The following is a 1,932-nucleotide window of genomic DNA, read 5'->3' on the forward strand; positions in this document are numbered from 1 at the left end:
CGGCAAACACCAGCGGCTGGACCAGTGTCTCGAAGAACCAGCCCTGCAGCGCGGAAAAAGCGTCCGTCAACCGATCGATCACGGCAGCAGCCTCAGGGGTGGGACGCGATCCAGGCGCGGTACTGCGGATGCTGGCGCAGCRTCTCGAAGCAGAAGCCCTTGGCCTTGAGGCCGGCGATCAGCGGTTCGAGGTTGGCCGGCGCCCACGGATCCTTGCGCGACCAGATGCCCAGGTGCGCGAGCAGGACGTCGCCGGGGCGGATGCTCTCCAGCGCCTGCGAAAGGAGCTTTTCGTTGCTGAACTTCTCGCTCGGCAACTCGTCCCCGAGGAAGCCGGCCGGCGACCAGCCCACGTGCTCGAAGCCGCAGGCCTTGGCCGCCGCCAGCAGCCGGGGCGAGGTCTTGCCGCCCGGTGCGCGGAACAGCGGCAGCGGCTTCTTGCCGGTGATGAGGGCCAGCCGCTCGGAGGCCTTGCTGATGTTGGCGCAGTATTCGGCCGCGCTCCAGGTGAACTCGCGCCCCGCCAATGCGCCCGCCGAAGGCTTGATGCGGAAGCTCGGCGCCACGCCCTTGAGGTCGCCGCGCCAGTACGCGTGGTCGTAGGTGTGGGAGGCGAATTCGTTGCCCTCGGCCGCCCTCGCCTTCCACCACGGCGCCCACTGGCTGTCGAGGCTGTCGCCGCCGGTCAGCGTGGGCTCGGCGGCAGCAAAGAAGGTGACGCGGACGTTCTGCCGCTTGAGCACATCGGCCACCAGCGGGGCCACGCCCATGTGACCGGTGTCCAGGGTCAGGTAGACCGGCTTCTCGCAGGACGCGCCCTGCTGGGCCCAGGCAGCGGGCACCGCCGCCAGGGCGATCGCCAGCAGGGCTGCGGCACGGCTGCTGCGGCTAGATGCGCTTGCCATGGTCCAGCGTCCAGACGCCGTGCGGCGAGCGGCCGACGTTCACCTGGCGCACGAGCTTGTTGTTCACCAGGTCCACCACGCTGAGCTTCTTGGCCCAGCGCGAGGTGACATACAGCGTCTTGCCGTCGGCTGACACGTCCATGCAGTCGGGCCCGCCCGGCACCGGGTAGACGGCGCCGACCTTCAGCGTCGCAAGGTCGATCCGGCTGATGGTGTTGGCCACCCGGTTGCTCACGAACACGCTCTTGCCGTCGCCAGCCGAGCGGAAGGCATGGGCGCCCTTGCCGGTCGGGATCTTGCCGACCAGCTTGGGCTCGGCACCGGCCACGTCGAACACCTGCACGCCGTCGCTGCCGGTCAGGCCCACGAGCAGGGTCTTGTCGTTGTGGACGCCGAAGATGTCGGCCGGCATGGCGCCGGTGGCCACGCGCCAGCGGATGGTCTGCGTGGGCAGGTCGATGGCGATCAGCTCGTCGCTGTCCTGCATGGTCACGTAGGCGATGGTGCTGGTGTTGTCGATCCAGATGTGGCTGGGCGTCTTGCCCGACGCGATGCGCTTGGCCAGCTTCAGGTCCTTGCCGTCCCAGCGGTAGATGTCGACGTGGTTCAGGCGGTTGCCCGCGGTGACGAACCACTTCATGTCGCGCGAGAACTGCAGCTGGTAGGGATCGATGATGCCGTAGACCACGCGCTGCACTTCGGCCGTCCTGGGGTTCAGGAAAGTGAGCGAATCGCCCGCCGAATTGGCCACGATGACCGACTTTTCGTCGGGCGTCATGTAGAGGTGGTGCGGCTCCTTGCCGGTGGCGATGCGCTGCTTTTCAGTCCAGTCGACTGGACTGATCACGCTGACGCTGGCGTCCAGCGAATTGAGCACGAAGATCGGCGGGGCTTCGGGCGGTGCGGCGGCGGCGGCTTGCGCCAGCCAGACCGCGAGGCATGAGAACAGGAAGGCCGAAAAGCGGCCATTCGGTCGGGCAGGAAATCGCAAGGGAAAGGTTCCGAGAGAGAGCTGGGAATCTTAACG

General features: G+C 67.5%; 2 protein-coding genes. Both read right to left on the reverse strand.

The features are described from left to right. Positions 1-92: 92 nt before the first annotated feature. Positions 93-905, reverse strand: coding sequence for a polysaccharide deacetylase family protein (locus AC1DOC_RS31705; protein WP_478131342.1), 813 nt, complete (start codon positions 903-905; stop codon positions 93-95). Then, positions 889-1,896 carry a YncE family protein gene (locus AC1DOC_RS31710; protein ID WP_012746770.1) on the reverse strand — a complete coding sequence of 336 codons (1,008 nt, stop codon included), beginning with the start codon at positions 1,894-1,896 and terminating at the stop codon, positions 889-891. The genes AC1DOC_RS31705 and AC1DOC_RS31710 overlap by 17 nt, the downstream gene beginning before the upstream one ends. Between the last annotated feature and the right edge of the window lie 36 nt (positions 1,897-1,932).

The organism is Variovorax sp. 01T439_2 (assembly GCF_056398445.1).